Consider the following 22328-nt stretch of genomic DNA (forward strand, 5'->3'; position numbering starts at 1 on the left):
GGCGTTTCCACACAGCCTCGGCCGGGTCTGGAAGTAGCCAGCGGAGCTCGCAGGCATCATTGCCTGCTTGTCGTGCCGGCTGAAGGGCATTCACCGAGGACGCGTTCAAGCTCGACTCTCAACATGGTGCCACGGTCGCCCGCCAATTCCAGACCGAGCCTGACGAGACTACGAGCCAACTCTATGTGGCCGAGTCTTGCAGCCGCGCGGGACAGATGAAGAGTGGCGCGAGCCCTACTCGTTCCAGCGCCAAATTTCCGCAGCAAGTCATCCGGGCTGTCGGTTTCGAGCGCGTTTCGCAAGGTCTGCGCGTTTCCAAAGAATTTGGTCTGTGCCGACAGGATCTCGGCCTCAAGCTGGACGGAGCGCTCGTCGGTCATTTGCCACGGCCAGTCATCGCCGACCCTTCGTCTCAGCATGCACTCGTGTTCCTTCAACTTCGATAGGTCCGCATCTCCCTCGGCTGGAATAAACACGGGATGGGCTCCGAGGTTGACATAGAAGTTGTCTCCCCATCTGCTGCCCTGAAAGTTGATGACGAAGACGAAGTCCCCCTCCCGCTTCCGATAGTTCTGGCCGGAGCCTCGAAAGCCGATTGCACGAAGGCCCGGTGCCACCTTCTTCAAGACCTCTTTCATGACATCTCCAGCAAGCCAACATCAAGTTCGCGTAAGTCACAGCGGCAATGCGCTAACACTGCATCGCCGCCTCCTCAATCTCAAGGACGCGGCTCATTGAGATACTCGGACACTGCGAAGCACGATACGCACTTGGGCACCGGTCCATGTCGAACTGTCGGCAGACCAAGTCGTTGCCTCGGGTTTGAAGAGAAACTTGTCGCTGCTCGTGTAGCGAAGCCGCGGAGCAAACACCCAATGGCTGTTTCGTGCTTCCCACGCCTCGACTTGAAGCTCGAAGCGCCCGTCATCCGAACCTGACTGATGCTCATAGGCCACGAATCGCTCTCCTTGCGCGGTCGAAGTGCAGCGATTCTGACCGATTGCGAATGACTGCTTCCAAGCAGATTGTGCGGTGTCCGCGATCGACTGGTTCTGGCCGATAGTACCCATTCGCGCGAGCCCGTCGAATGTCGGCAACTCGCTGCAAAACCGCCTCTCACACGGCCGTCACGACCACCTCATCCTCGGGCTTTCAACTTGACGGACTCTCCAAAGAACACGGACATTGCCCCTGCTTCGTGATGAGCGAGGCCGGATTTAGCAGCCCGCTGACATCCTGCGACGAAAGCCGCAGTCACCGCACATGGTCCGCGGCTTTTTCGTTCGTGCCTCTTTTTTAGGCGGATCGAACGGGAGGGCTCGCGCCCTGCCGGTTTCCGCAAGGATGTCCCGGTCTGTCAACCCGTTCGATCTGCCGCTCTCGTTTGACAGCAGGTGCTGGTTGTTGCAAATCGACATCCTTGGAGGCCCATGGCCCATGCTTCAAACGCCGGCTGCTTCTGCACGCCTTATTGTCCTACCGCCCAATTCAAATCCTTCGAATTGGTATAAGCCGAGCGGCTCCCCCCTTCCAACAAAGCCAGGCCGCATTCCTCAACGACGCACGCGACGCCGTGCAAGGTGCACACACGCTGGTCCAACTGCTCGCCTGGGACGAAGACCGCCGCGATGCCGCCTTGTCCGACGCAGACCCTGCACCGCTCTTCGACACATGCCAGCGCAGCGCGCTGCAGCGGTTTCTCTCGGTGTCGCTGGGCCTGCTTCATGCTCGCATCGAAAGCCAGTGCGAGGCGCTGACGCAGGAGGGTACCCTGCGCGCCGCCTGACAGCTTGTGCCCCCTCCATGCGGCGCGCAGAATCACGGCCCCGCGTTGGAGGAATTGACCATGACGATTCCGTACTTTGTCCTGACGCCTGACCGGCGTGAAGTCCCTCTGAACGTGCTCGGCACGCAGGTGACGGTGCTGGCGTCGAATGCGACGACGCAGAGCTATGGCATCACTTTCCAACGGGGTGACGAAGGCACGGGGCCGCCGCCGCACAGCCACGACTGGGACGAAGCCTTCTACGTCCTCGGAGGCGAGGTCGAGTTTCTCTGCGACGGCCGCGCGCACATGTGCCAGCCTGGCACGCTCGTCCATGTACCGCGTGGAACGGTGCATGGCTTTCACTACGGCAAGGGCGGCGGGCAGATGCTCGAGATCACCGGGGAGGGCGCCTTGGCCGCCCAGATGTTCACCGCGATCGATCGCGAGATTCCGTTGGGGCCGCCTGATATTCCGAAGCTGCTGGAGGTGCTCGAGCGGAATGGGATTGCCGTCGCAGCCTGACCGGGAGGCGGCCGTAGCCGGGCGGTCGCTTGCCGAGGCCAGACTGTGCCGCAGTGCGCATGGCATACGAATGTTGTATGATGTGCATCATGCGAAATACCAGGCCCAATACCCGAGCTGCCGCCAAGGATGCAACGCATGAGCGCATCGTGTCCGTGGCAGCCCGCGCGATCCGTCGCAGCGGCTACGACGGGACCGGGGTCTCGGACCTCATGAAGGAGGCCGGCCTGACGCACGGGGCCTTCTATGCCCACTTCGCATCGCGTGAGACCATGCTGGCCGAAGCGGCGGGGAGGGCGTGCGCAGAGTCCGCCGCCGCCGCGGCCGACGTCGTGGCCAGCGTGCCCCCCGGCACTGCGCTCGCATCCATGCTGAGCGCCTATCTCTCTAGGGAGCATCAGGAGAACGCCGACATAGGTTGCCCCCTGGCCGCGCTGGGTTCCGAGACCTCGCGGCAGGCTCCCGAAGTGCGCCGTATAGCGACCCGGCACATCAAGGAAATGATCGACCTCGTCGCCCGCCAGCTGCCGGACTGGGGACAGCCCGGAGCCCACGAACGGGCCCTCGTGACCCTCTCCACCATGGTGGGCGCCTTGCTGCTCGCGCGTGCTGTCGACGAGCCTGCGCTGTCTGACAGCCTGCGCGAGGCCGCGCTCAAGCACCTGACCTCCGTCGGCAACTGAATCCGTTGATAGATGGATGCCGCCCTTTCGTTTGCCTTTAAATATGATGATCATCATGCCAAATGAAGTGTTTATTGACGGAGAAACAAGGAAGGCCATGAAAGCATTTGTGTTGGAGCGCTACGGGAAAAAGAGCGCGTTGCGGTCGGCGGAAATGCCGACCCTCGAACTGCGCGATGACGAAGTCCTGGTCGAGGTTCATGCCGCCGGCGTGAACCTGCTGGACGCCAAGATCAGGGACGGAGAGTTCAAGCTCGTCCTGCCCTACCGCCTGCCGCTCGTCCTGGGCCACGATGTGGCCGGCGTCGTGGTCGAGGTGGGCCGGCGTGTGCAGCATTTCAGGCCGGGCGACGAGGTGTATGCGCGGGCGGATGACTTCCGGATCGGCACCTTCGCCGAATTCGTTGCGGTCAAGGAGGCATCGCTTGCGCTCCGGCCCAAGGGCCTCACGATGGTCGAAGCCGCTTCCATCCCGCTGGTGGGCCTGACGGCATGGCAGGCGCTGGTCGAGAAGGCCGAGCTGAAGAAGGGGCAGAAGGTCTTCATTCAGGCGGGATCCGGCGGCGTGGGCACTTTCGCCATCCAGTTGGCCAAGCATCTGGGCGCAACCGTCGCCACGACGACGAGCGCAGGCAACGTCGCGCTTGTGAAGAGCCTGGGCGCAGACGTGGTCATCGACTACAGGACGCAGGACTTCGAGGATGTCCTGCGCGACTACGACGTGGTCCTGAACAGCCAGGATGGCAAGACGCTCGAGAAGTCTCTTCGCGTGCTCAAGCCCGGCGGAAGGCTCATCTCCATCTCCGGACCGCCGGACCCCGAATTCGGCAAGGAAATCTCGGCACCCGGGTTCGTGAAGCTGGTCATGCGGCTGCTGAGCTCGGGCATCAGGCGAAGGGCGAAACGCCGAGGCATTGGCTATTCGTTCCTCTTCATGAGGGCGAATGGAGGCCAACTGCGCGAGATCACCCGGCTCATCGAGGCCGGGGCCATCCGGCCCGTGATGGACCGGGTCTTTCCTTTCGAGGCGACCAACGAGGCCCTGGCCTATGTCGAGTCTGGCCGCGCGAAGGGCAAGGTCGTCATCAAAGTCAAGTGAACCCGATTCCCAACCAACTCATTTTTTGGAGTCTCCCATGAAGATCGAAAACGCTGTCGTCCTCGTCACCGGAGCCAATCGTGGCATTGGCCTGGCCTTTGCACGCGAGTTGCTCGCCCGTGGCGCCCGCAAGGTCTACGCCGGTGCGCGCGACCCTGTCACCATCACGCAAGCCGGTGTCCAGCCCCTGCGGCTCGACGTCAACAAGCCGGAAGACGTCGCAGCCGCCGCGGAGCTGGCCTCGGACGTGACGCTCGTGATCAACAACGCCGGCATTGCACAGCCTGGCGGCTTTCTCGCAGCCGACAGCGAAGACGTTGCGCGGCGCATCTTCGAGACCAACTTCTTCGCCGTGCTGCGCATGAGCAAGGCCTTTGCGCCGATCCTCAAGGCCAACGGCGGTGGCGCATTGCTCAACGTGTTGTCGGTCGCCTCGTGGGTGAACGGCGGCGAACTGGGCGCCTATTCGGCCAGCAAGTCCGCGGCCTGGTCGCTTACCAATGCACTGCGCAACGAACTGGCGGCACAGAAGACGCAGGTGCTGGGGCTGCACATGGCCTACGTCGATACCGATCTGACACGCGGGTTCGAGGTGCCGAAGTCCAGCCCGGAGGAAATCGTCAAGCGCGCGCTCGACGGACTTGAATCGGGTCTCGACGAAGTGCTGGCCGATGAACTCACCCTGCAAGTCAAGCGCGGGATGACGGCGGACAGACCCAGCTACCTGCCGCAGGCCTCCTGAGGTGTTTCGGTTGCACGCCGACTTCCTGAGCAAGGCGCTTGCGTTCCTTGCGCGATGACCGGCGGCGGACCGCCTGCCGTGCACAATCTGCCCCAGCATGCGAATCCACGAACTGAAACGCCGACTGCGCGAAGCCGGAGCCGGCCCCAGCCACGAACAACGCATCCTGCGGCTTTGGTCCCATGCGCTGCCCCGGGACAGCGGCAGGCGCCTGCCGGGGACCTTCTTCCCGTCGTCGTTGCTGGCTGCCTTGCCGTCCATCGAAGCCGAGCTTGCTGGGCTGGCGCGCATCCATGCGGTGCATCCCGGTGCCGATGGTTCAGAGCGGCTGCTCGTGGCCCTCGCGGACGGCCAGACCGTGGAGAGCGTGCTTCTGCCCCGCGATGGCCTGTGCGTCTCCTCGCAGGTCGGATGCGCCGTCGGGTGCCAGTTCTGCATGACCGGCCGCGAAGGCTTGCTGCGCCAGGTGGGAAGCGCCGAGATCATTGCCCAGGTCGCCCTCGCGCGCATGCGGCGGCCGGTGCGCAAGGTGGTGTTCATGGGCATGGGCGAACCGGCCCACAACCTCGACAACGTGATGGAGGCGATCGACCTGCTCGGCACGGTGGGCAACGTTGGCCACAAGAACCTGGTGTTCTCGACCGTGGGCGATCCACGCGCGTTCGAGAGGCTGCACCAGGAACGCGTGAAGCCTGCGCTGGCTCTTTCTTTGCACACGACCAAGGCCGATCTGCGCCGCAAGCTCCTGCCGCGCGCGCCGAACATGACGCCCGAGGAACTGGTCGCCGCGGGCGAGCGCTATGCGCGGGCCACCGGCTACCCGATCCAGTACCAGTGGACGCTGCTGGAAGGCGTCAACGACGGGCAGGATGAGATCGAAGGCATCGTCCAGCTGCTCTCCGGCAAGTACGGCGTGCTGAACATGATTCCCTTCAACGCGGTCGACGGCGTGGCGTTCAGCCGCCCGTCGTGGGAGCGTTGCGAACAGATGGCTCGCACGCTGCACGAACGGGGCATCCTGACGAAGCTGCGCAATTCAGCCGGTCAGGATGTCGACGGCGGATGCGGCCAGTTGAGGGCGCGCGCAGCCGAAGTGCAGGTGCTGTTTCGAAAGACCGAAGACCGGCGTTAGGTCGACCCGCCCGCGTCCGGGTGCTGCAGCTTCACCGAGATCCCGTAAAGAGCCAGCATGCCGAGCACATGCCCGATGGCGACGCCTGGCTCGCCTGATTCGATCCGTGCGATGGTCTGGACGTGAACGCCCAGGCGTGCGGCAGCGGCGGCCTGGCCTTCGCCGGCACTGGTGCGCGCCAGCTTGGCGGCGGCGCCCAGCTCCTTGATCGCCAGAATGGCGTCGCCCCCGATGTCTGCGGAAATTCGTTTGCCTTTGGCCATTTCCGCATTGTCACCGCAGAGAATCCCCGCATGCCCCACGCCGTTTCCCTCCTTCGCGCCGCGCGCCTGGCGCGAAGCGCCAAACCCTTTCTGGCCCGCGGGGGCTTCAAGCGCGAGCGCTGCGCCGGCTGCCGGCTGGTGCCCAGCCACTGCATGTGCGCAGTGCGCCCGTCGGTGGCAACACGCGCTGGGGTGTGCCTGCTCATGGCCGACATCGAGCCGCTCAAGCCGACCAACACGGGTTGGCTGATTGCCGACGTGGTGGCCGATACCTTCGCCTTCGGCTGGATGCGCACCGACACCGACCCCGCGCTGCTGGCCTTGCTGAACGACCCTCAGTGGCAACCGTACGTGGTGTTCCCGGGGCAGTACGCGGCGCCCGAGCGGGTGGTCGCCAGTGTCTCGTCGCCCGACCCGACCCGTGCCGGCACTGCCAAACGCCCGCTCTTCATCCTGTTCGACGGGACCTGGGCCGAGGCGCGCAAGATGTTCAGCAGGAGCCCTTACCTCGACCTGCTGCCCGTGCTGAGCCTGCAGCCGGAGCGGACCACGCAATACAAGCTGCGCCGCTCCGGCCGCGACGATCATTTCTGCACGAGCGAGGTGGCCGCGCTGTGCATGAACCTGGCAGGTGAACACGCCGCCGAGCAAACGCTGGAGGCCTATCTCGCGGTCTTCACGCACCACTACCTGAGTGCGAAGAAGCAGCAGCCCATTGCATGGGATGGGGCTGCGCATCAGCGGCTGCGCGAGCTGTCCGCTCTCCCGCTTTCATGAACCGCGCCGGCCGCTGATGGGCGCATGCAGCGCCATCAGCCCGGCCACCCAGTCGATGAACACGCGCAGCTTGGCGCTGACGTGCCGGTTCGGCGGAAACGCGATGTACAGCGGCATCGGGTCGAGCTGCCAGCCCTCGAACAGAGGTAGCAGTTCCCCGTTCGCCACGTGCGCCTTGGCCAAGTAGTCGGGTAGCCAAAGGATGCCGAGTCCGGCCAGACCAGCCGCGAGGTAGGCATTGCCGTCGTCGACCGACAGCACGTAGCGGCCCTGCACCCCGATGTGCTCGCCATCGCGGCGCATGGTGTACGGAAAAGTCTTGCCGTTGCGTGACCACAGGAAGCCCACGATGCGGTGATGCGTATCTTCCAGGTCCTGAGGGTGCGAGGGCGTGCCGGCGAGTTCCAGGTAGCTCGGCGCCGCATACACGCCGAGCTGCAGATCGCCCACGCGGCGTGCCATGAGCGACTGGTCGGTGAGTTCGCCGCCGCGCACCACGCAGTCCACGTTCTCGCCGATCAGGTCCACTATGCGATCGCTCACGCCCATGTCGAGCTGGATGTCGGGGTAGCGCGCGTGGAACGCCGGCAGCGCCGGCACCAGGATCGTGCGCGCCAGCGGGCTGGGCACGTCCACGCGCAGCCGGCCCCTGGGCGATGCCGAGGCGCCCGAGAGGCTGGTCTCGGCATCGTCCATGTCGGCCAGCAGGCGCACCACGCGCTCGTAGTAGGCCGCGCCGTCGGCAGTGACGTTGACCTTGCGCGTCGTGCGGTTGAGCAGCTTCACGCGCAGCCTCGCTTCGAGCTGCTGCACCAGCTGCGTCACGCTGGTCTTGCTCATGTGAAGCGTCTCGGCCGCCTTGGTGAAGCTGCCTGCTTCCACCACGCGGGCGAATGCCTGCATTGCATCGAAACGGTCCATGGTGCTGCTCCTGCGGATGCGCGGATTGTTTGGGTTCTGCAAACAGTGATTGTTGGCCTTGCCCGTTTATCCGGGAGGCGCGGCTCCCTAAAGTCCCTTCATCGTTATTTCTTCGGGAAGGCCATCCATCCATGACTCAGCGCGACGTCGTTTTTCCACCCGGGCGCCAGGCGCTCTACGAAAAGAATCGCTACTCGCCGGCGATCCGGTCCAACGGCTTCCTGTTCGTGTCGGGGCAGGTCGGCAGCCGCCCCGACGGCTCGCCGGAGCCCGATCTGGAGGCGCAGGTCCGGCTGGCGTTCGAGAACCTGAATGCGATCCTTGCGGCGGCGAACTGCACGTTCGACGATGTGGTCGACGTCACGGTGTTCATCGTCGATCCGGAGTCGAACTTCGAGACGGTCTGGAAGGTGGTGCCGGAGTACTGGGGCAGTGCGCCACACCCGACGCTGACGGGGATCGGGGTGACGTGGCTCTACGGATTCCAGTTCGAGATCAAGGTGATTGCGAGGCTGCCGGAGAACAATGAGGGCTGAGCCCTGCGCTCGCCACGGGCCGCCCGGCCGCCTGCATGGGAGCGATCTCAGCGGATGGGCTTATGGTGACCTGCGCGGAGCTGGTTTGCGCGCTGGCCTTTCAGGTAGCCGGTCACGAGGCGCGCACCCTCGTCGATGAGCGCTTCCATCCGATCGTCGGTCAGAACCCTGGAGTGGTGCAGCACCGCGTTGTGCGTCAACGCCTCGATCGTGGTGACACATACAAACGATGCGAGCTCCAGGTCGTCGACGCCGAGTTCGTCCCGGGCTCCTTCGAGATAGGTACTGAACAGGCTGAAATTTTCACGACTGAAGGTTTCCAGCTTCTCCAGCTTTCCCACGCGCGGGATCTGTTCGGCGAGCACCCGATGCAGCTGGGGATCGAGACGGTGCGCCTCTACCGCGACAGCGACGAACCTGCGCATCGCCTGGTCCAGCGGCTGGCTCGAGACCTCGCTCAGCTCGCTGCGCACCATCTGCATGATCTGCTGCTGGTGGCGCTCGATCACGGCGGCGACGAGTGCCTCCTTGCTGGGGAAATATTGATAGAGCGAGCCGATGCTCACCCCCGCAACCTCCGCGATGCGGTTGGTGCTGGCCTTGTCGAAACCATCCTTGACCAGAATGCGAGCAGTTGCCTCGATCAGGTTGTCCACGGTCGCGCGCGATCGCTCCTGAATGGCGGTTTTCCTGGGCCGGATGACTGGTTTTCTCGTCATTTTCAGATGCCATCAATGCGAGTATGAAAAGCGAATGATCGCTCATATTCTGAGTGGGCGCGGACAGGCAGCGCAACTTCCTGCATGTAAGACCCGTGGCGCGCAAACCCCTCAGGAGACCATGACATGGACGACACACTGCATCACCTCTTCAGATACAAGGCTTGGGCAAACGATCAGCTGTTGACCGCGCTGGCCCGGCTTGGCGACAGCTCCTCGATCACCGCTTTGGCCATCAAGGCCTTGAGCCACACCTATGTGGTCGACCGGATATTCGCCGCCCACATCAGGCGGGAAGCTCACGGGTACGCATCGGCCAACTTGAGCGAGATGCCAACGCTGGAAGATCTGTCCACCGATCTCCGGAGAAGCGATCAGGAATACATCGACTATGTGTCGACGCTCGATCTCGACCAACTGGCCGAACGAATCGACTTCGCGTTCACCGACGGCGCACAGGGGCGCATGTCCCGCGAGGAGATGCTCATGCATGTTGTCACGCACGGAGCAGGCCATCGTGGACAGGTGAGCGCGGTGATGCTGCTCAATTCGGTTCCACCGGCCAGGGATGGCTTCACGACGTACCTGCACGAGGCCCAGGCGTCGACGAGAGGGCGGGTCGCCGCTCGAGCGTAGTCGGGTTGCTACGTCCGCTCCGGGCCTGCTTGACGATGCCCCGCACGGTTTCTGGAGACAATGACCCCGCTCGAAGCCAAGCACGAAGGGATCAAGATGTCAGCTGACGACTGGTGGAAGTGCGGAATCGTCTATCAGGTCTACCCGCGTTCGTTCCAGGACAGCAACGGCGATGGCATCGGAGACCTCGACGGAATCCGTGCCCGGCTGGATCATCTGGTCTCGCTCGGCGTCGACGCCGTCTGGATCTCGCCGATCTATCCCTCGCCGATGGCCGACTTCGGCTACGACATCTCCGATTTCTGCGACATCGATCCGTGCTTCGGCACGCTCGATGGCTTCGATGCGCTGGTGCAGGAGGCCCATGCGAAGGGGCTCAAGATCATCCTGGATTTCGTGCCCAACCACACGTCGGACCGGCATCCGTGGTTCGTGCAAAGCCGCAGCGCGCGCAGTGATGCGCGGCGCAACTGGTACATCTGGCGCGACCCGGCGCCCGACGGCGGGCCGCCCAATAACTGGCTCGGCAATTTCGGCGGCCCGGCCTGGAGCTTCGATGCGGCCACCGGGCAGTACTACGCCCATTCGTTCCTGAAGGAGCAGCCCGACCTCAACTGGCGCAACCCCGAAGTACGCGCCGCGATGTACGAGGTGCTGCGTTTCTGGCTTCGGCGCGGCGTCGACGGATTCCGCGTCGACGTGCTCTCGCAGATCGTCAAGGACGCGCAGTTCCGCGACAACCCGCCGAATCCGGATTTCGTCGAAGGGCAGGACCCGTTTCTTCGCTGGACGATGCTTCACAACACGGACCTGCCGGAGGTGCAGCCGATCGTGGCCGAGATGCGCCGCGTGGTCGACGAGTTCAGCGATGCACACTCGTCGCGCGTGCTGATCGGCGAGCTCTACCTGCCGCTCGCGCGCCTGGTCGCCTACTACGGCCTCAACGCCCAGGGGGTGCTCGAAGGCGTGCAGCTGCCCTTCAACTTTCAGCTGATCGCGACCGAGTGGCAGGCGGCGCGCATCGACCGCCTGGTGCGCGACTACGAAGCCGCCTTGCCCGCCGGCGCCCAGCCGAACTGGGTGCTGGGCAATCACGACAGGTCCCGCATTGCAAACCGCGTCGGGCCACGGATGGCGCGGCTCGCCGCCATGCTGCTGCTCACGCTGCGCGGCACGCCCACGCTCTACTACGGCGACGAGATCGGCATGACGGACGTCCCCATTCCTGCCGACGAAGTGCAGGACCCGTTCGAGAAGAACAAGCCTGGCATGGGCCTGGGCCGAGACCCGGAGAGAACGCCCATGCAGTGGAGCGCCGAAGCGCACGCCGGCTTCACGACGGGAATCCCGTGGCTGCGCCTCGCATCCGACTGGCACATGCACAACGTCGAAGTGCAGTCGCGCGATCCGGGCTCCATGCTGGCGCTCTACAAGCGCCTCATCGCGTTGCGCCGCGCGCAGCCTGCGCTGCACCGGGGCAGCTACGAAGCGCTTGAAGCCGGGGACGAGATGCTCGCCTATGCGCGCGAGAGCGACGGACAGCGGCTGGTGGTGATATTGAACTTCGGCGCCACCTCGGCGCCGGTATCGCCAGCGCTGTTGCCGCGCCAGCCGATCGTGCTGGCATCGACCGATCCTGCGCGCGCCGGATCGATCGAAGGGCCCTTGGTGCTGGCGCCTTGCGAAGGTGTCCTCATCGGCGCGGTGAGCGACAAGGGCCCGACGACACGATGAGGGATCAAGGCTCGCCGGTCGGGATCTCAACGTAGCTGCGCGCATGCCAGCGCACGCGCACGGGCCATTTCGCGTCGGCAATGGTTTCCGAGTTCACGTCCTTGCCGCTGCCGTAATTGACCTGCCGGTCGGGGCGCCTGTTGAGGCCGATCACCAGCACGATGCGGCTGCCCGCCGCGAGCCTGCAAGCGGTGACCCGCTCGGTGGTGAAGGCCAGCAGCTGGCGCTCGCCGGCCCGAAGAAGCCGGCGGCGCACGCGATGGCCGGCGTAGCTCGCGCGGAAGTCGTAGGGGTCGAACAGCAGCTGGTATTCGCCGCTCGCCGTCTGCTCGTACAGCGAGATGTGGAAGTCCACGTCCTGCCGCGAGGGCGTGATGTCGAACACGCCGCGCAGGCTGCCGGCGATCTCGGTGTCCGAAGGCAGCGGGTCACTGACAAAGCTGATGCCGTTGCGCGTCGGCACTTCCTTCACGCGCAGCGCGTCGGGCCACGGCATGCCCACGTCGCGCCGATCGGCGAGATCGACCGAGAGCCGCGCGCTGCCACCGCCTTCGGACGGCGACGGCAACAGGCGGTGCGGGTCGTCGCGCCCATTGGTGTCGAGATAGAGGCGCAGCGGCGTGCGCTCCTGCGCGTCCAGCGTCGGCACATGGCGCCACTGGTCCGCGCCCATCACCTGGTAGTTGATGCGATCCAGCAGCGGGGAAGGCTTGTTCGCGCCCTTCAGGATGTGGTCGAGCCATTGGTAGCGCAGCTCGGGCAGGTCGACGCGCGCGACGGGGTCCAGCGTGTAGCCGCGCAGCGTCGGCGCCGTGCCGCGGCGGATCGAGGTCGCGTCGTAGGGGCCCAGCAGCAGCGTCGTGTCGGCCTGCGGCCGGTTGCGAAGATGCTCGTGGTGGAAGTAGAGCGCGCCGGCGTCGGCGCCGTAGTAGCCGGCGAAGCTGAGCACCGGGATGTCGATGCGCGCGAACTGCTCCGCCGACGGCAGGAACTTCTGCCAGTAGCGGTCGTGGCTCGGGTGTGTCAGCCAGGCGCGGATCAGCCTGCTGCGCCTGCCCAGCAGGACGCGGTCCACGTCCCAGTAGGGGCGATTGCCGCGATGCCAGCGCGCGTCGAGTGCCTGCCATACCGCGTCCGGGCCGGCGTCGGCGTCGATGCCGGCCTGCAGGGGCTCGGCATCCGCGTGCTCCTGCGCCCAGCGGACCATGGCGTTGCGGAAGATCTGTCCGGCCATCGGGAAGTCGATGCCCGGCGCCATCGGCGCGATGGTGGCGATGGCCTTGAGCGCCGCCGGCCTCCTGCGCGCGGCGGCCCAGGCGGCGTAGCCGGAGTAGCCGTCGCCGAGCATGGCAACGCGGCCGTCGCTCCACGCCTGCCGGGCGATCCAGTCGATGACGGCGGCGGCATCTTCGCCGTCGCGAATGAAGGGCCACACGGCGCCCTTGCCGTCGGGCGTGCGTCCGCGCACGTATGCCGTGACGCCGATGTAGCCCCTGGCGGCGCTGCGCCTGGCGTCGTCCTCGGCCGGGTCGAGCGTGAAGCGCAGCAGCGTCGACAGCGCGCCGTCCATGCGGCCGGGCCGGACCACGCTGGCATGGATGACGCCGCCCCGCACGGGAATCCTGACGTCGGCCTCCGCCACGTAGCGGCTGCCGTTTTGCGCGGCGAACAATTCGGGCAGCAGCGCACCGAAGCTGCGGCGCGACTGGTACGAGAGCCAGGTTCGCACGAGCGCCAAGGCCTCGGCCTCCGGGAGGCTGCCCTTCGCGCGCCAGAGATCGAAGGCCTGGCGCAGCGGCTCCCTGTATGTAGCCGGCGGAATCTCGAGCCGCGCCATGACGGCCTGGGCCTGCGCGTTGTCGAGCGGCGACACCAGCTCATGGAACGAGCGCGCGTAGGCTTCGGCGAAGCCGAGGCGCCCGTCCGCCTCGAGCATGCGCGCATTCGCATAGATGCCATCGAGGATCGCACGCTCGACCAGGCCGTCGAAGGGCTTGCCCTGGCGCCGGTCGCGCAGGGAGCGGCTGCTGTCGTAGGCCGCACGGTAGGCGCCGCTGACGATCTGCAGGGCGGTGACGTTGGCCAGGAAGGAATCGGTGTCCGCGTCCTGGTACACCGGCAGGATGCGCTCGGCCAAGTCCCGCATCAGGTCCGCAGCGGCGGCATCGTCCGGGTCGCGCGGCGGCCGGAAGCCGAAATCAGCCGCCCGGGACCCGGTGGGCCAGGCGGGCAGCGCAAGAGCCAGCCGCATGAGGGCGCGGCGCGCACGGCTGACGGTTGGCGGGGGGCGTCTCATGGTCGCTGCTCCTCGGGCACGGCGTGCGGCGCTTTGACCAGATGAACCACCTGCGTGAACAGCCGGTCGTGCGCCTCGCCGGCCGAGCCTATGTGAATGATGCCCGTGTGGGTGAGCTTGCCAAGCACGCCGATGATGAGTTCGAGCGTGTCGTCGTCGAATGCGCTGAAGGCCTCGTCCATCACCAGCCAGGGCGGCGCCTGCAGCACCACGCGGGCGAAGCCCAGCCGCAGCTGCTCGTCCATGCTGAGCTCGCTTTCCCAGCGGCCTTTCCTGTCAAGCAAGGGTTCCAGGCGCTGGAGGCCCACGCTTGCCAGCGCGGCCACCATGGCATCTCTGGGATAGGTCGTCGGCTCCATCGCATACGACAGCACTTCGGCCAGCGTGCCGCGGGGAATGTAGGGCGTGCCGCGCGGCATGTAGTGGATCGTCTCGCCGCCCGGCCGGCGCACCGTGCCGGAGCCCCAGGGCCACAGGCCCGCAAGCGAGCGGAACAGCAGCGTCTTCTCGGCACCCGGCGTGCCGAGGATCAGCACGCGCTGGCCGCGGTGCACGACCAGGCCCGAAACGTCCAGCCGATCGTGGCCGCTCCAGGAGCGAACCTCCAGCGCTTCGATCGCGAGCGTTCCGCCTTCGCCTTCCTCGTAGGCGATGCGACTGCCGCTCGCCCGTGCCTCCAGATCGGACGCCAGCATCCGGCGCAGGTCGGTGACACGCAGCAGCGTGGCGCGCCAGTCGGCAATGATGCTGAAGTTGTCGACGAACCAGCGCAGCGACGACTGCGCCTGCGTGAAGGCCGCGGCAGCCATCATCAGGCCGCCGAACGAAACCTTCCCCGAGAAATACAGCGGTGCGGCCACCAGCGTCGGCGCGATGATGGTGATCCAGCCGAAGCCCGCGGTGACCCAGGTCAGGTTGGTCAGCCCGAGCACCACGCGCGACGTGGCGCGCAGCACGTCGCCGAAATGCATGGCGACGCGACGCTTCTCGTCGGCCTCGCCACCGGCCAGGGAGATGCCGTCCAGATGCTCGTTGATGCGCGTCAGCGAGAAGCGCAGTTCGCCTTCGCGCGCGTAGCGCTCGGCGTTGCGCGAGATCAGGCCGTTGCCGACCCAGTAGGTGACCAGCGACCCGGCCACCGCATAGACAATCGCCGCCCACAACATGAAGCCCGGCAACACATGGTCCTGGCCGTCGAAGAAGATGCTGAAGTCCTTGGAGAGCACCCACAGCACGCTCGCGAAGCTGCCGAACAGCATCGTGGCCTGCAGCAGGCCCACGCCGAGGGTGACCGACAGATCGCACAGCTTCAGCGTGTCGTCGTGCATGCGCTGATCGGGATGGGCACCCATCGGGCCGCTGGCCTGGAGCCAGAACGCCCGGCGCGGCTGCAGCCACAGCCCCACCAGGTCATTGACCACTGCCTTGCGCAGCTTCAGCTGCAAGGTTTCGCCGAGCCACCGCTGCGCGACGTTCAAGACCAGCAGCGCGCCCGCAATCACCGCGAAGACGCCGACCTGCACGATGAATTCGCTCAGGTCGCGGCGCGAGATCGCGTCGTAGAACGGCTTGTTCCAGCTGTTGAGCTCGATCTGCCCATACGCCGTGAGCGCGACGACCACGACGATCGCGCCCATCAGCGCGACAAGCGTTTTCGCGACCGGGGATACGCGCAAGGCGCCGAGCAGCTCGCCGACCTGGCGGAAGACGCCGGTCCTTGCAGCCGGCTCGGCAGGGTCGCCTGGCCTTGCGCTCATCGTTACCGCGATGCCTGAGAGGCGGCGGCCGCGATGCGGCGCGCGAAGACACACGAAATGAACGCGGCGTGGCTCCAGGCCAATTGCTTCGCCGAGGTCTGCGCGCCGCTGTGCTGATCGAACTGCTCCGACAGATCACCGCCGGCCGGCGTGTAGGTGCGTACGGTGGCCAGGTAGGCGTCGCCGCGCTCCATCCACTGGTTCCCATGGCGTGCATCGCCGCCCAGCGCCGCGGCGCGGAAACAGAACTCGGCGGCACCGAGCGTCGAGAAGTAGTACGCGCCGCCTGAGCAGTACACGTCGCCGGCGTACCGGCCCATCGCCGTGCCACGGCCTGCGGCACGGCCGTGGTTGATCGGATAGGCAGCGTCGAACAGTGCGTCGAGCCGCGCCAGCGTGGCCTGCATGCGCAGATCGACCGGGCTGTGCGAGGCCTCGGTGCCGAGGCTGTGGATCGCCGACAGGATCACCGCGATGTCCAGCGCCTTCGGACTGGGCCGGCCATCGGCCAGCACGCGCGAACGGTAGTAGCCGTGCGTCGCGCCTTCCTCATCGACCCAGTAGCCATCGAGCAGGCGCAGCACGGCCTGCGACTCCTCCCGGCAGCGCTGCGCCTGCGCCGCGTCGCCCAGGCCCTCCAGCCATGCCGCGCCTTCGGCCAGCGCTGCTGCCGAGACGCGCAGCGTGTAGTAGTGATGGCCGCTTTCCTCCTCCCAGATGTCGAACGACGGCTCGCGCCAGTGGCGCAGCGTGAAGCCGAGGTCGAAGCGGATCAGCGGCGCGACCTCGGCCAGAAGGGCCGCGTCGAGGTGCCCGCCGGCCACCCAGCGCAGCAGCGCCAGCGCTCGCAGCGGCGGCCCGTCGTGCTGAGGGCGCGCCCAACGCAGGACATCGAGCGTGCCGTCGGGGTTCACCCGCGTCTCGGCGGCGACGGCATCGCCGTGGACGCCCGCGAGCTCATGGTCCTCGCGCAGGTACTGCAGCAATTCGGGAGCCACGCGCGTCCTGCGGTCCTGCACCGCGGCAATCGCGCGGCCGTCGAGTGCGTTCAAGGCAAGGCTGAAGCGGGTGAAGTCGCGCAGATGCTCCAGGGCTTCGATGCCGATGCGTCGCTCGACGTAGAGCAGGCGCAGCGCATCGATGACGACGGCGGAATCCCGGAACCAATGGAAGAAGTAGTCCGGGTCAGGGTCGTAGTTGCCGAGCACGGGCGAGGCGACGATGGCACCGGCGACCGGCCGTATGGTCTGGCCGAAGCCTGGGCGATGCTTGACGATCGACACCGGCGAGACGCTGGACAGCATCGCGCTCGCCGAATGGGAGAGCTGTCCGTCGAGCCAGGACTCGAACGCCGGGTCTTGATGACTCGCCACGCCGAATGTCACAGTGCCGGTGACCCGAGGTGCGGGCTGCTGAAGTCCAGGCGGCGCAGCCCGGCCTGCACCTCGGGCACGCTCATGAACAGTTTCCAGAGCAGGCCTGTGCGATGGTTCTCCATCATCACGACGATCGGGCCCTGGTCGATGGCGAGAAAAGTCTCTGCGAACCAATCGCGCCGTTCGCAGAACGCATCGACGAAGCCGTAGTCCTTCCACAAGCGCGTGCCATGCACGGTGAGGAAATGCCGCAGAACCTGCATCACCTCGGTGGGCGCATACGGCAGGCTGGCCAGTGCGGCCGTCGGCGAAATGGTGCCGTTGTCGACGTCCGGGGCGTGCGCGAGGTAGCCGTCGGGGTCGTCGCTGGCGGTCAGGCCCCAGCACGATTCGCCGTAGCCCGGGTGGCCATGAGGATTGGCGATGCAGTGTGCACGGTTGATCTGCAGGTGGCGGCAGTTGAGATCCCAGTAGTCGGCGTAGCGATCCTTCAGGCCGTGCGGATCGAGGCCGCAGAACGAGTAGTGCGTGAAGAACAGCGGGCCGCCATACGGCATGCCCAGCGGTATCTCGATGCCGTAGTACGACCGGCCGTTGAGGAAACCAGTCCCCGCCGCAAAGCCGCGGTGGTACACCCGCGGATCGATCGCATGGCGCGGCGCGGCCGCCGCCAGCAGATATGTGATGAGGCACTCGTTCCAGCCGCGCACTTCATGGTTCATCGCCCAGCCGTGGTTCGGGCTCCAGTGCCAATACAACACGTCCCGTCCGCCCTGGGTGAACCAGTTCCATTCGACCTCGTGCCACAGTGTGTCGATGTCACTGCGCAACCGGCGCGCCGCGGCCGTGTCCTCGCTGAAATACTGGCGCGCACAGAGCAGGCCCATGCAGAGGAACGAGGTCTCGACCAGATCGCCCGCGTCGTCCTTGGGGCTCATCGGGATCGTCGCGCCGCTTGCTGCGTCCATGAAGTGGGGGAAGGCACCGTGGTAGCGCCTGGCGCGGAAGAGGGCGTCGCGCATGCGCCCCAGGCGCTCCAGCGCTGCGTCCCGCGTGACCCAGCCGCGTTCCACCGCGACGATCATGGCCATGATGCCGAAGCCCGTGCCGCCGATCGCGACCCTCTCGTCGGCCAGGTCTTCGCCCGTGGCGCTGACGAGCGTGCGGCGGTCGAGTGCCAGGCCGCTGGCGGCATCCGCACCGTCCCAGAAATAGCGGAAGGTCTGCCGCTGCACGGCGTCGATCAAGGCTTCATCGGGCAGGGCAGCCAGTGCCCTCGGGTTCCTGTCATCCTTCTGCACGAACGGTTCCTTTCGTTGTCGTCCCGGGTGTCACGGTTGGTTTTCATCGAATCATCGGCGTCACGCGGCCGACGGCTCCCCCGCAGCATGCCATCATTAGGTCCCCTGGGTTCTATTCGAAATCCCTGATGATGAGTCGCATCGATTCCCTCATGGCCCGGATGACGCTGGCCGAAAAACTGGGTCAACTGACGATGACCGCCTCCAGCTACACGGTCACCGGGCCGGTGCTCGCGGGAGACTCCACGCAGTCGATCATCGATGGCACCGTCGGCAATCTGCTGAACATGGTCGGTGCCGGCCCCACGCGCGAGATGCAGCGGCTGGCCGTCGAGAAGTCCCGGCTCGGCATTCCGCTGCTGATCGGCCTGGACATCATTCATGGCCATCGCACGCTCTTTCCGATCCCGCTCGCGGAGGCCGGCACCTTCGACGACGAACTCTGGGAGCGCACGGCGCGCGAGGCCGCGCGCGAGGGCGCGGCCGAAGGGTTGGCGATGACCTTCGCGCCGATGCTCGACGTGTCGCGCGATCCCCGCTGGGGCCGCACCGCGGAAGGACCCGGCGAAGACCCCTGGCTCAACGCGCGCATCGCGCAGGCCAAGGTGCGCGGTTTCCAGGGCGCCGACCTGTCGTCGGCCGAATCGCTGGCCGCCTGCGCGAAGCATTTCGTCGCGTACGGCGGGGTCGCCGCGGGGCGCGAGTACGCCGCCGTCGACATCTCCGAGCGCACTTTGCGCGAAGTGCATCTGCCGGGCTTCGCGGCGGCCGTGCGCGCCGGCGTCGCGACGCTGATGCCCGCCTTCACCGATCTCAATGGCGTGCCGATGACGGCGCACATTCCCTTGCTGCGCGACTGGCTGCGCGGCGAGATGGGCTTCGATGGCGTCATCGTCAGCGACTACAACGCGATCGCGGAATTGATCAAGCACGGCGTTGCCGCCGATCTCGTCGATGCCGCGGTACTGGCGCTGAAGGCCGGCGTCGACATCGACATGATGGCCGACGCATACCGCAAGGGCCTGCCGGTCGCGCTCGAGCAGAGGCGCGTGACGATCGAGGAGATCGACGCCAGCGTGCGCCGCGTGTTGCGGCTCAAGGAACAGCTCGGACTGTTCGATGACCCCTACCGCCGCGGCGCGACACCGGAGCCCGCGGTGGTTGTCGCCGAGCGACGCGCGGTGGCGCGCGACGCCGCGCGCAGGGCCATCGTCATGCTGAAGAACGAGCGTGACACCTTGCCCTTGCCCTTGCCCGCGGCGGCCAAGGCACTGTGCGTCATCGGCCCGCTGGCCGACGCGAGCACCGAGATGAAAGGCCCGTGGTGGGGGGCCGGCGAACACGAGCCGGCCGTCAGCGTGCTTGCCGGCTTGCGCGCCGCGCTGCCGCAGACCGACATACGCCACGCACCGGGCGTTGCCATCGAGAGCGACGACGACAGCGGCATCGAAGCTGCTGTCGCGCTGTGCGAGGGCGCCGACGCCGTTCTGCTGTGCCTGGGCGAGCGCGCCACGATGAGCGGCGAGGCGGCCAGCCGCGCCACGCCCGCGCTTCCCGGTCGACAGCAGGCTCTGGCCGAAGCGGTGACGGCCCGTGCACGTGCGCTAGGCATCCCCGTCGTCGCGATCCTGTTTTCGGGCCGTCCGCTCGTCGTCCCCTGGCTTTCCGAACACGCCGATGCGCTGCTGGCTGCGTGGTTCCTCGGCGTCGAAGCGGGTCATGCGATCGCCGACGTGGTCACAGGCCGGGCATCGCCCGGCGGCCGCACGCCGATGAGCTGGCCGCGCGCCGTCGGACAGGTGCCGATCCACTTCGGTCAGCGTCCCACCGGCCGGCCGATGAATCCCGCCGACTACTTCACGAGCAAGTACCAGGACGTCGACAACACGCCGCTGTATGCCTTCGGTCATGGCCTGACCTACGGCCGATTCAGCTACGACGAACTCCAGGTCGAGCCGCGGCGCGTGCGCGAGCAGGACGCGCTGAAGATCAGCGTCAGGCTGCGCAACGTTGGCGCGCGCGAGGCTGAAGAGACCGTCTTCCTGTTCGTGCGCGGCAAGGTGAGCCGTGTCACCCGGCCGCTGCTGGAACTCAAGGGCTACGCGAAGCAGCGATTGATGCCCGGCGAAGCCGGCGCGGTCGAACTGGAGTTGCCGGCGTCCGAGTTGCGCTACCTCGGGCCGGACCTGCTGCCCTTGTTCGAGGCGGGCGAGGTGGAGATCCTTGTCGGGCCGAGTGCCGAGCAATCGGGGTTGCTGCGTCGGACCATTGAATTGGGTTGAAACCTTGGTGCTGAAGGAGACCGGCCGTTTGTGAGCGGGGCGTAGGTAAGGGGGCAGCCAGCCTGAAGCGGGCATCCTCGAAGGGCGGTTACGCAGCGATCGCGGTCTGTCGTGCGTCTGCAATTGACGTCCGCTTCTTGCTAATGAACTGCCCTTCAACGCGGCTGCTCCGACTACCAGCAGGGAGAAAAGCTGGCCACAAAAGCCGAGGCGATTCAGTTCGCCCTGTGCTGTTAGCCTTGCATGGTCGGCAGGGCCTCTGCCACGCCAACTCCGGCCATCGTGCCCAATTTTAGAAGTGAACTCACCATGACCAGCCCGCTGTACAACGCCTCCGTTCCCGTCATGCAGCAGATGCTGCGCGCCCTGTCCGACGTGCTCAAGAAGGCCGAAGACCAGGCGACGCAGAAAAATATCGATCCGAATGCGCTGCTGCAGGCGCGGCTGTTCCCTGACATGTTTCCGCTGGTACGTCAGGTACAGATCGCCGCAGACTTCTCCAAGGGCATTGCCTCCCGCCTGGCTGGTGCCGAGGTGCCGTCCTGGCCCGACACCGAGGTCAGCTTCGCCGACCTGCAAGCGTTGATCGCCAAAGCTTTGGCCCATATCGGCTCCTTCAAGCCTGAGCAATTTGATTCAAGCGAGAGCCGCGAGATCGTATTGCGCCCCGGCACCCCCAAGGAAAAGAAGCTGACTGCAGGCGCATATCTTCTGCACTATGGACTGCCGCAGTTTTTCTTCCACGTGACCACCACCTATGCCATCTTGCGTCACAACGGTGTTGAGATCGGCAAGCGCGACTACATGGGTGCCTACTGACCCAAGACAGACAGGCGTTCAGCCACTCTGACCACTGCCGCTCGAAGTGCAAGCGTGCACGGCAACCCCAATGTGTTGACGCGCGACATCGGCACCTCATCGCTGGCGCAGGGTTGCGCGGGGCAACGCACTGCGGTGCAGGTCGCGCGCTACGACGGCGTGCTGCCACCGATTCGCGCCTTTGAGCCGCCAATGACGGTCCTCCGAGGGGCCGTCATCACCCGATGAAGGCCCCTTGAAGGCGCTGCCCTAGAGCCTGGGCCTGCCGGCACTCGAACGCGGTGTTCAACGGCCAGCGTACGGCAGCGACGAGTGATGCACGACGATGCGCAGCTTGCCGGCACCGTCCTTCACGAAAGTCCAGGTCTTGTCGACCGTGGTGACCTTGCCGTCCGGGTCAGTGAACAGCACGTTACCCAGCGTGCTGGCCACGTCGCCGTGGATGAGCACGGCACTGTTGGCAATGTCGCATTTGGTCCAGCCCTTCAGGGCGAAGCCGGTGTCGTTGGGAAAGGCAGGGTTGCCGCCCACGAAGTACGCCAGCGCGCCGTCGCGAGCGGTGCGGAAGGTCTGCGGCGATGTCGTGAGCGTCGGCTTGAACAGCACTGCGCCCAGCTGGTAGGCGTAGGCGCTGTCGATGACCTTCTCGGCCAGCGCCCTGGCGGCCGGCTGCCCTGCGCTGGAATTCGCAGCACTGATGTCGACCAGCGCCTTGCACCAGGCCTGCTGGGCCCCCAGGACTTCCGCTTCCGTGATGCTCCGGTCGACGACTTTCTCCTTGGCGGCGGCCGGCAAGATTGCCCCGGCGATCAGGAGGCTGGCGATGGCGCTGGGAATGAATTTTTTCATTTGGGTCTCCAATTGAAGTAGTTGGATACCGGAGCGGCCGGGTGGGTCGAGCCGAGACCCAAAGTGCATCGATACGACATGCACAAGACATGATGCGCCGGCTGATTTGCTCTGAG

The 22328-nt window shown here is 66.0% G+C and carries 22 protein-coding genes; 13 read left to right on the forward strand and 9 right to left on the reverse strand.

Annotated features, from left to right (window positions below; genetic code table 11):
* Window positions 1-56: 56 nt before the first annotated feature.
* The gene (locus PMI12_RS05465; RefSeq protein ID WP_007830019.1) at window positions 57-638 is read right to left on the reverse strand and encodes a DUF4304 domain-containing protein; all 582 of its coding nucleotides are present in this window, start codon (window positions 636-638) and stop codon (window positions 57-59) included.
* A 935-nt stretch (window positions 639-1573) separates the two neighbouring features.
* Here PMI12_RS05465 and PMI12_RS29345 point away from each other — a divergent pair.
* The 6 genes from PMI12_RS29345 to PMI12_RS05495 all read left to right on the forward strand — a co-directional run bounded on the left by PMI12_RS29345 (window position 1574) and on the right by PMI12_RS05495 (window position 5946).
* Entirely contained in the window at window positions 1574-1786 is a 213-nt protein-coding gene (locus tag PMI12_RS29345; protein WP_237726049.1) for a hypothetical protein, read from the forward strand.
* A gap of 60 nt (window positions 1787-1846) precedes the next feature.
* Window positions 1847-2290: a cupin domain-containing protein gene (locus PMI12_RS05475; protein WP_007830023.1), complete on the forward strand. Its 444-nt coding sequence runs from the start codon at window positions 1847-1849 to the stop codon at window positions 2288-2290.
* Between the two features lie 77 nt (window positions 2291-2367).
* Window positions 2368-2973, forward strand: a complete 606-nt coding sequence (locus tag PMI12_RS05480; protein WP_042672888.1) for a TetR/AcrR family transcriptional regulator — start codon at window positions 2368-2370, stop codon at window positions 2971-2973.
* A gap of 97 nt (window positions 2974-3070) precedes the next feature.
* Window positions 3071-4072, forward strand: a complete 1002-nt coding sequence (locus PMI12_RS05485) for an NADP-dependent oxidoreductase (protein WP_007830027.1) — start codon at window positions 3071-3073, stop codon at window positions 4070-4072.
* Window positions 4073-4109: 37 nt separating this feature from the next.
* On the forward strand, window positions 4110-4814 hold the full coding sequence (locus PMI12_RS05490; RefSeq protein ID WP_007830028.1) for an SDR family oxidoreductase: 705 nt from the start codon (window positions 4110-4112) through the stop codon (window positions 4812-4814).
* Window positions 4815-4911: 97 nt separating this feature from the next.
* The gene (locus PMI12_RS05495) at window positions 4912-5946 is read left to right on the forward strand and encodes an RNA methyltransferase (RefSeq protein ID WP_007830029.1); all 1035 of its coding nucleotides are present in this window, start codon (window positions 4912-4914) and stop codon (window positions 5944-5946) included.
* Here the strand turns inward: PMI12_RS05495 and PMI12_RS05500 are convergent.
* Entirely contained in the window at window positions 5943-6209 is a 267-nt protein-coding gene (locus tag PMI12_RS05500; RefSeq protein ID WP_042672889.1) for a helix-turn-helix domain-containing protein, read from the reverse strand. The genes PMI12_RS05495 and PMI12_RS05500 overlap by 4 nt on opposite strands.
* A 30-nt stretch (window positions 6210-6239) precedes the next feature.
* Between PMI12_RS05500 and PMI12_RS05505 the strand changes: the two genes are divergently transcribed.
* Window positions 6240-6986: a tRNA-uridine aminocarboxypropyltransferase gene (locus PMI12_RS05505; RefSeq protein WP_042672891.1), complete on the forward strand. Its 747-nt coding sequence runs from the start codon at window positions 6240-6242 to the stop codon at window positions 6984-6986.
* Here PMI12_RS05505 and PMI12_RS05510 read toward each other — a convergent pair.
* The gene (locus PMI12_RS05510; protein ID WP_007830032.1) at window positions 6981-7907 is read right to left on the reverse strand and encodes a LysR family transcriptional regulator; all 927 of its coding nucleotides are present in this window, start codon (window positions 7905-7907) and stop codon (window positions 6981-6983) included. The genes PMI12_RS05505 and PMI12_RS05510 overlap by 6 nt on opposite strands.
* Before the next feature lie 131 nt (window positions 7908-8038).
* Here PMI12_RS05510 and PMI12_RS05515 point away from each other — a divergent pair, with 131 nt between their 5' ends.
* Window positions 8039-8443 carry a RidA family protein gene (locus PMI12_RS05515; protein WP_007830033.1) on the forward strand — a complete coding sequence of 135 codons (405 nt, stop codon included), beginning with the start codon at window positions 8039-8041 and terminating at the stop codon, window positions 8441-8443.
* A 47-nt stretch (window positions 8444-8490) separates the two neighbouring features.
* On the opposite strand, the gene PMI12_RS05520 is transcribed toward PMI12_RS05515, so the two are convergent.
* A complete protein-coding gene (locus PMI12_RS05520) occupies window positions 8491-9162 on the reverse strand; it encodes a TetR/AcrR family transcriptional regulator (RefSeq protein WP_007830034.1) in 672 nt (223 codons plus the stop codon).
* A 126-nt stretch (window positions 9163-9288) separates the two neighbouring features.
* On the opposite strand from PMI12_RS05520, the gene PMI12_RS05525 reads away from it, so the two are divergent.
* Window positions 9289-9798, forward strand: coding sequence for a DinB family protein (locus tag PMI12_RS05525; RefSeq protein ID WP_007830036.1), 510 nt, complete (start codon window positions 9289-9291; stop codon window positions 9796-9798).
* A gap of 96 nt (window positions 9799-9894) precedes the next feature.
* Window positions 9895-11532 (forward strand): alpha-amylase family glycosyl hydrolase, encoded by a 1638-nt coding sequence (locus tag PMI12_RS05530; protein ID WP_042672899.1) that lies wholly within the window; start codon window positions 9895-9897, stop codon window positions 11530-11532.
* A 4-nt stretch (window positions 11533-11536) separates the two neighbouring features.
* On the opposite strand, the gene PMI12_RS05535 is transcribed toward PMI12_RS05530, so the two are convergent.
* Genes PMI12_RS05535 through PMI12_RS05550 form a run of 4 tightly spaced genes read right to left on the reverse strand, consistent with a single transcriptional unit; the run spans window position 11537 to window position 18262 of the window.
* Complete coding sequence (locus PMI12_RS05535) at window positions 11537-13828, reverse strand: CocE/NonD family hydrolase (protein WP_007830039.1); 2292 nt, start codon at window positions 13826-13828, stop codon at window positions 11537-11539.
* Window positions 13825-15585 (reverse strand): ABC transporter ATP-binding protein/permease, encoded by a 1761-nt coding sequence (locus PMI12_RS05540; RefSeq protein WP_007830041.1) that lies wholly within the window; start codon window positions 15583-15585, stop codon window positions 13825-13827. Before PMI12_RS05540 ends, PMI12_RS05535 begins: the two co-directional genes overlap by 4 nt.
* Window positions 15586-15587: 2 nt before the next feature.
* Entirely contained in the window at window positions 15588-16958 is a 1371-nt protein-coding gene (locus PMI12_RS05545; protein ID WP_237726050.1) for a glycoside hydrolase family 15 protein, read from the reverse strand.
* Between the two features lie 8 nt (window positions 16959-16966).
* The gene (locus tag PMI12_RS05550) at window positions 16967-18262 is read right to left on the reverse strand and encodes a glucoamylase family protein (RefSeq protein WP_007830045.1); all 1296 of its coding nucleotides are present in this window, start codon (window positions 18260-18262) and stop codon (window positions 16967-16969) included.
* Between the two features lie 131 nt (window positions 18263-18393).
* Between PMI12_RS05550 and PMI12_RS05555 the strand changes: the two genes are divergently transcribed.
* The 3 genes from PMI12_RS05555 to PMI12_RS29185 all read left to right on the forward strand — a co-directional run bounded on the left by PMI12_RS05555 (window position 18394) and on the right by PMI12_RS29185 (window position 21591).
* Window positions 18394-20544, forward strand: a complete 2151-nt coding sequence (locus tag PMI12_RS05555) for a glycoside hydrolase family 3 N-terminal domain-containing protein (RefSeq protein WP_042672900.1) — start codon at window positions 18394-18396, stop codon at window positions 20542-20544.
* Between the two features lie 309 nt (window positions 20545-20853).
* Complete coding sequence (locus PMI12_RS05560; protein ID WP_007830048.1) at window positions 20854-21363, forward strand: DUF1993 domain-containing protein; 510 nt, start codon at window positions 20854-20856, stop codon at window positions 21361-21363.
* A 54-nt stretch (window positions 21364-21417) separates the two neighbouring features.
* On the forward strand, window positions 21418-21591 hold the full coding sequence (locus PMI12_RS29185; RefSeq protein ID WP_443259915.1) for a hypothetical protein: 174 nt from the start codon (window positions 21418-21420) through the stop codon (window positions 21589-21591).
* A 57-nt stretch (window positions 21592-21648) separates the two neighbouring features.
* Here the strand turns inward: PMI12_RS29185 and PMI12_RS05565 are convergent, their stop codons facing one another.
* Window positions 21649-22212, reverse strand: a complete 564-nt coding sequence (locus PMI12_RS05565) for a hypothetical protein (protein WP_007830049.1) — start codon at window positions 22210-22212, stop codon at window positions 21649-21651.
* Window positions 22213-22328: the final 116 nt, after the last annotated feature.

It is taken from the genome of Variovorax sp. CF313 (assembly GCF_000282635.1).
Lineage (GTDB): Bacteria > Pseudomonadota > Gammaproteobacteria > Burkholderiales > Burkholderiaceae_C > Variovorax.